Below are 6,810 nucleotides of genomic sequence, written 5' to 3'. Positions count from 1 at the left end.
TGTATCGCGTTCGGAGTTTTTTTGGTATAACCTTCGACGCGCACCCGCATAGCGGGTGGTTGTTTTGTCTCGCACCTAACGGAGCGAGACGGACTAATAGTCACATAAAACAACCCTCAGTCGACTGACCGAGGGTTTCTTTTCATTATTCAAGAACTTGATTAGCTCAAAGCATCATCCATTGAAAGAACTTCGTGGAAGACACGTTGTGTCAATTCAGTTTTTTGTTCTGGAGTGAGGTATTTAGTGTTTACACAGTATCCAGAGATACGTACGATAACGTCTTCACCTGACATGATCTTTTCGTAAACATCGTTCAAGTCCATAACATTCAAGTTAACGTGTTGTCCACCGTTTTCGAAGTATCCATCAAGGATTGTTACCAAGTTATCAACTTGTTCATCACGAGTCTTACCAAGAGCGCGAGGTGATACTTGTGTAGTCAATGAGATACCATCAGCTGCATAACTAAAGTCAAGGCTAGAAAGTGAGTTCAAGTTTTGCAACCATCCACCTTTAGCTTTGTTAGATGGGTTAGCACCTGGTGAGAAGAATTCAAGTTTAGACAAGTTGACAGAACCATCTTCGTTGAGGTATACACCTTTGTGGACTGGTGAGTTACCAGTTTGTTTAGAGTAAGCAACGTTAGATGTGATAGTCAAAAGTGAAACTGTAGCTTCCGCATCTTTATAAAGTTTATGACTACGTAGACGAGTAGTGTAAGCTTCAATCAACCATTCTGCCAATTCGTTTGAACGTGGGTCATCTTCACCCCAACGTGGGTATTCACCGATTGTTTCGTAATCGTAGATATAGCCATTTTCGTCACGGATTGGTTTAACTGTAGCGTATTTGATAGCTGACAATGTATCAACAGTGTTGGCAAATCCACAGATACCAAATCCCATGTTCGCACGTTGTTTAGTTGGCAAGAAGGCCATTTGAACAGCTTCGTAGTTGTACTTATCAGTCATGTAGTGGATGATGTTCAAAGCATCTACGTAAGTGTCAGTCAACCAGTCAAGAGATTTTTCAAAGTTAGCTTTAACTGATTCAAATTCAAGAACTTCGTCACGGATTGGTTCGATGTCAAATACTTTGTAGTCTTTGTGAACATCGTCGTAACCACCGTTCAAACCAGTAAGAAGGGCTTTCAATACGTTTACACGCGCACCGAAGTACTGGATGTTGTGGCGTTGTTCTTCATTTTCTGGGTCAAGTGGAGACACACAGCATGAGATACAGCTCATTTCACCATATCCGTCTTTAGCCATTGTTGTTACACCTTCGTATTGGATAGAAGAGTGTTTGTGGCTCATGTGCATACAGTAGCGACGGAAGTTGTATGGCAATTTGTCAGTCCAAAGAACTGTCAAGTTTGGTTCTGGTGAGTTACCGATGTTGTCAAGAGTGTTCAAGAAACGGTAGTCCATCTTAGTAACACGGTGACGACCGTCGTTACCCATACCAGCCATAGAAGTTGTGATGAAAGTTGGGTCACCTGAGTACAATTGGTCGTAAGCTTTTGTACGAGCAAATTTAACTGTACGAAGTTTCATAACGAAATCATCAACGAATTCTTGGATTTCTGATTCAGTAAATGTACCACGAGCAAGGTCACGTTCTGCAAAGATATCCAATACGATTGGCACACGTCCTAGAGATGTAGCAGCACCGTTGATAACACGGCAGACAGCCATGAAAGCGATGTTAACCCATTGGATCGCTTCTTTAACGTTCATCGCTGGTTTGCGAACATCAACCCCATAAAGGTCACCCAAGCGAACAACTTGTTGCAATGCTTGGTATTGAAGGTTGATTTCTTCACGAAGACGGATTGTTTCTTCATCGATTTCTTCAATTGCGTTCCAGTCGTTTACTTTTTCTTGCATCAAGTAGTCTGCACCGTAAAGAGCAAGACGTGCGTAAACACCGATGATACGTCCGCGTGAGTATGCATCTGGAAGACCAGTTACAGTGTGAGCGTGACGAGCGCGACGGATGTTTGAAGTATAAGCACGGAAGATACCGTCGTTAACTGTTGTCACATATTTAGTGAAGATTTCGTGAACAGCTGGATCTGGTTCGTATCCATTTTCTTTCAAAGTAGTTTCAGCCATACGGATACCACCTTTTGGCATGAAGTTCAATTTGAAGAGCTCATCGTTTTGGATACCGAAGATAACTTCGTTTTCTTTATCGATAAATCCTGCTGGGATATCAGCGATAGATGTTGGACGAGTGTCCATTGGGAAACGAGTTTCTTCGTAGTGAGCCTTAGTTTCTTCTACAATTTTTTTGATGTGAAGTGAACGTTCTGTTGGTCCTGCAAGGAAGCTTTCGTCTCCATCGTAAGGTGTGTAGTTAGCTTGTACGAAGCGTGATACACTTGCTTTTTCTTTCCAATCTACGCCTTTGAAGCCTTCCCAAGCTTTATCAAAAATATCTTGTGCTTCAACAACTGTCTTAACAACCATGTTAATGTCCTCTTTTTTCTTTCTAGTAACAGTCATCTGTTACATTCATGAGACAAGTATACCACACAGTAACCGATTTCAACAAGTGGAAAAGGCCTATTTTTACACTTTCTTTTCTAAAACAGTCTATATTTCGCCCTAAACTGTATTATATTTTTGAAAAAAATAAAGCATTTTTTCTTTTTTTCAGAAAAAAGGGTATAATAAAAGAAAATAAGCAATAAAAAGGTGCTAGGCATGTTGATTTTCCCCTTGTTAAATGATTTGTCAAGAAAAATCATCCATATTGACATGGATGCCTTTTTTGCTGCGGTGGAAATCAGGGATAATCCTAAACTCAGAGGAAAACCTGTCATTATCGGAAACGACCCTCGACAAACAGGTGGGCGTGGTGTCGTGTCCACTTGTAGCTATGAAGCTCGAGCTTTTGGTGTCCATTCAGCCATGAGTTCCAAGGAAGCTTATAAACGTTGTCCCCAAGCCGTCTTTATCTCAGGGAATTATGAAAAATACAAGTCTGTGGGATTCCAGATTCGCGCTATTTTTAAGCGCTATACAGATTTGATTGAACCCATGAGTATTGACGAAGCCTATTTGGATGTAACAGAAAATAAACTAGGTATCAAGTCAGCAGTCAAAATCGCTCGCCTCATTCAAGAGGATATCTGGCAAGAACTCCATCTAACTGCTTCTGCAGGTGTTTCCTACAATAAATTCTTAGCTAAAATGGCTAGCGATTATCAAAAACCTCATGGTTTGACAGTGATTCTACCTGACCAAGCTGAGGATTTCCTCAAACAAATGGATATTTCCAAGTTTCATGGAGTAGGAAAAAAGACGGTGGAACGACTTCATCAAATGGGTGTTTTTACTGGTGCTGACCTACTTGAAGTTCCTGAAGTGACTCTGATAGACCGTTTTGGTAGACTGGGTTATGACCTTTATCGAAAGGCTCGTGGCATTCACAACTCTCCAGTCAAATCCAATCGTATCCGTAAATCCATCGGGAAGGAGAAAACCTATGGAAAGATTCTCCGTGCCGAGGAAGACATCAAAAAAGAGCTGACTCTTCTATCAGAAAGAGTCGCTCTCAATCTCAGTCAACAAGAAAAAGCTGGAAAAATTGTCATTTTGAAAATCCGCTACGAAGACTTTTCAACTCTTACTAAACGAAAAAGTATTGTTCAAAAAACACAGGATGCTAGTCAGATAAGCCAAATAGCCCTGCAACTCTATGAAGAATTAAGCGAGAAAGAAAGAGGTGTCCGCCTGTTGGGGATTACCGTGACTGGATTTTAATACTCAATGAAAAATCAAAGAGCAAACTAGGAAGCTAGCCGCAGGCTGTACTTGAGTACGGCAAGGCGAAGCTGACGCGGTTTGAATTTGATTTTCGAAGAGTATAAAACCTTGAAGAGCTGCCCCTTCAAGGTTTTTCTTATACAAATAAACGGACAAAACTGTAAAGTAGCAAGATACTACCAAGCACGATACGGTATTTACCGAAAAGGGTGAAGTCGTGTTTTTTCACATAGCTGGTCAAGAAACGAATAGCGACCATGCTGACTGCGAAAGCGACTCCCATGGCAACCAAGAGCAAGAACAATTGCCCGAAGTCCAAGAGTTGTCCTGCTTTTACAAATTTGAAAATCTTTAAGGCGCTAGCTCCAAACATAACTGGAATTCCAAGATAGAAGGTAAACTCTGTCACAACAGAACGACTGGTTCCATTTAACAAACCACCGACGATCGTTGCCCCAGAACGGCTGGTCCCTGGTAAAAGGGCAAGAACTTGGAAGAGTCCGATATAGAAAGCTGTCGTATAAGGAAGCTTGTCCAATTCTGTTACACTTGGCTCGATAGCACGCGCTTTATTACGTTTTTCCAAATAGATAAAGGCAATCCCATAGATAATCAACATGAGAGCAACAGAAACCATGTTATGGAAGTGGGTATCAAACCAATCATCAAACTTAAAGACGGCAAGTAAAGGCAAAGTTGCAATCAAGACCTTCAGCCATAGTCTCCAAGTCTTACGAACTTCCTGCTTGTCCTTAGTCGGTTTGAAAGGATTGAGCTTGTTAAAGTAGATTACCATGACCGCCAAAATCGCACCAAGCTGAATCACGACATTAAACATGGAAATAAAGGCTTCGTTTTGATTTTGGTATTGGATAAATTCCTCTGCTAAAATCAAGTGACCTGTACTAGAAATCGGCAACCATTCCGTAATTCCTTCAACAATACCGAAGAAGATAGATTTTAAAATTTCAATAAGATACATAGACTACTCCTTTTTTCTATCTTCCATTATAGCATATTTTTTCAGTCTGTGACAGCTCTCTTTAAAAGGCGCCTATACTGCCACCGCCTCCTCCTCCAGAGAAGCCACCGCCAGAACTTCCACTGCCAGAAGATACAGAGTAGGTACTTGCTGTATTTGCGACACTAGCATAATGGCTCATTTGTGCTGTTGAATGATAAAACATACTGTGCCAGCCATAAGCTACATAGAGATTAATATCTGGATTTTCCACTTGTATCTGATGAACCTTCATCAAATGGCTAACCTTGTCCGCATATCCAAATAAGGTCGCATAGACCAAGAGGCGATTCCAAACTACAATACTTTCCAATTCAGCCTGATCCAATCGTGCAATATCCCGCAACATATTTTCAAAACTGGTCCAGAGATAGTATACTTCTGCTCCTGCTTCATTTAGGACACCATCACGAATATCTAGTCGAAGCTTCCAATAATAGAAAACAGCCAAAACCAAACCTAGAAAACCAAGTATTGGCAAGGGGATATAAAGATAGCCATAAACGTCCAAACTGTACAAGAACAGACCAAATCCTATAAATAATGGTAGGACAGTAGAGAGTCCCATCCCCACTTGCAAAACCTTTTCCCCACCAGTTAAAGGTCGATAGTAATCTGGGAGCCCCCAGAAGGAAACTCGATTTCTTACTCCTTCTTGCATCTCTTTCAATACTGCTTCAAAAGAAGATTTGAGCTGAATCCCTCTTGCTTGAATCCGTTTTTCATCAGAGACCTTTGCCCTACGATAAAGACTATCAGATACCTTGTAATCCGCAAATAAATTTGAAAGGGTTGTTTCTTTTTTGCCTGAAAAGGCCAGATTTAGACAGTCTATCTCAAAACTTGACAAACCATCTTCTTTTACCAGTCTTAACCCAACTGCATCCCCTTCTGAAATAATAGAGACATTTCCGCGGTCAACCACATCTAACAAGGTAGCTTGAACAAGTTGGTCAAAGGTGAATTTACCTGCTCCTTTGGTTAGAGGACTCACTTCCTCCAAGGAGGTCGAGTAGACAGCCTCCGATAAAACCATAGGTTCTAACTCCATTGGTGGTTCATAGAGACGATGATTTTTAGCATATTTAACTGAAGAAGTGGTCTTTCTTCTATAAATAAAATAGAAGCAGACACTCAATAACAAGGAGATGGAAAGGATAGAAGGGAAGACCCAAGTAACTAGCTGTTTACTTTGCTCTTTTTCTTTAACAATCGAGTCTTCTATCCTATTAAACTCTTCTAAACGATTCCCTTTCAAGCCCTGATCCCTAGCGCTAGCAAAATCGGTCCGAGGCCAATAAGCATGCAATTCAACTCCACGCTTAGGAGGAAGATTGTCTAAACGAATAGTATAATCAAGGTTACTCTTTTCAACCGTTCCCTCTCTAAAAAGTTTCCCTGTATGGAAAAAGAGTTTTTCAGCCCCCTTGTCTCCCCTTACATGAAATTCAAACTTCCCAATAGCCCCTGAACTATCTGTCAGAGGTTGCCAATTTAATTCAGCGATATCATCATAAAGGAAAAGCAAATTCTTTAAGTTCCAGATAAGGTCAACTTCAACTGTGTCGCCTTCCTGGCCTGGATTATAGACTTTAACAGTATAACCATCTGCTCCTTCTATCACTTCGCTAGTAACGTCTGCTAGTTCAGCACCATTTTTCGTAGCCTGAACCTTTGGATGAGGATCAATGTCAAACCCACTAGGCATCTTGCCAGCACGTCCAAGTCCCACGATTTGCCCCTTAAAGTCCTCCTCAAACTGATAAACTATCTTTTGTCTAAATTCTGCCGTATTGTCTGCATGAATATACAAATCCCCTTGGTAAGAGTTTATCTTGAAATCAATGGCAAAAACAGAGAGTGGCAGAAGGCAAAACAAGCCTAACACCAGTAAGAAAAAAGTTTTTTTCATCAACTAAGCCCCCTTTTTATCTTTGCTATCATTATATCATTTTTTCATAAGTAAGGGCTTACCTATATTGAAAAATAGAGTTTTTTTCGATAAAATAG

Annotated in this window: 4 protein-coding genes; 1 reads left to right on the top strand and 3 read right to left on the bottom strand. The window is 40.7% G+C overall.

Features of this window, described 5'->3' with window-relative positions:
* Window positions 1-161 precede the first annotated feature (161 nt).
* Window positions 162-2,477 (bottom strand): formate C-acetyltransferase, encoded by a 2,316-nt coding sequence (gene pflB, locus ACERDH_RS06890; RefSeq protein WP_261049901.1) that lies wholly within the window; start codon window positions 2,475-2,477, stop codon window positions 162-164.
* Window positions 2,478-2,714: 237 nt separating this feature from the next.
* Between pflB and dinB the strand changes: the two genes are divergently transcribed.
* Complete coding sequence (gene dinB / locus ACERDH_RS06885) at window positions 2,715-3,776, top strand: DNA polymerase IV (RefSeq protein WP_386684704.1); 1,062 nt, start codon at window positions 2,715-2,717, stop codon at window positions 3,774-3,776.
* A gap of 139 nt (window positions 3,777-3,915) precedes the next feature.
* Here dinB and ACERDH_RS06880 read toward each other — a convergent pair whose 3' ends face one another.
* Entirely contained in the window at window positions 3,916-4,761 is an 846-nt protein-coding gene (locus ACERDH_RS06880; RefSeq protein ID WP_033682326.1) for an undecaprenyl-diphosphate phosphatase, read from the bottom strand.
* 61 nt (window positions 4,762-4,822) lie between these two features.
* Entirely contained in the window at window positions 4,823-6,712 is a 1,890-nt protein-coding gene (locus ACERDH_RS06875) for a DUF2207 family protein (RefSeq protein ID WP_386684707.1), read from the bottom strand.
* Between the last annotated feature and the right edge of the window lie 98 nt (window positions 6,713-6,810).

The organism is Streptococcus bovismuti (assembly GCF_042436615.2).
In the GTDB taxonomy this organism is placed as follows: Bacteria; Bacillota; Bacilli; order Lactobacillales; family Streptococcaceae; genus Streptococcus.
Note: the sequence above shows the minus strand (reverse complement) of the source record. Positions and strands in the feature narration are given on the sequence as shown.